The organism is Stenotrophomonas sp. 01N47 (assembly GCF_056399165.1).
In genome coordinates this window covers 1-431 of sequence record NZ_JBFTQU010000064.1, presented here as the reverse complement: position 1 = coordinate 431, position 431 = coordinate 1, and the positions used below count along the sequence as shown (strand labels likewise).

The following is a 431-nucleotide window of genomic DNA, read 5'->3' as shown; positions in this document are numbered from 1 at the left end:
AGCTGCACCAGTACTACGGCGGTAGCCACATCCTGCGGGGCCTGACGTTTGAGGTGAAGGTCGGCGAAGTCACCTGCCTGCTCGGGCGCAACGGCGTGGGCAAGACCACCTTGCTCAAATGCCTGATGGGTTTGCTGCCGGCCAAGGAGGGCGCGGTGAACTGGGAAGGTAAACCGATCACCACGTTCAAGCCGCACCAACGGGTGCATGCCGGTATCGCCTACGTGCCTCAGGGCCGGGAAATCTTCGGCCGGCTGACCGTGGAAGAAAACCTGCTGATGGGCCTGTCGCGGTTTCCTGGCTCCGAGGCCAAGGAAGTCCCGGCGTTCATCTACGAGCTGTTCCCGGTGCTGCTGCAAATGAAGCAACGGCGTGGCGGTGACTTGTCCGGCGGTCAGCAACAGCAGCTGGCGATCGGCAGGGCATTGGCC

1 protein-coding gene is annotated in these 431 nt (G+C 63.1%); it reads left to right on the top strand.

Annotated features, from left to right (window positions below):
- The coding region (locus tag AC1DKR_RS21230) for an ATP-binding cassette domain-containing protein (protein WP_478035134.1) at positions 1-431 on the top strand (431 nt) is incomplete at both ends.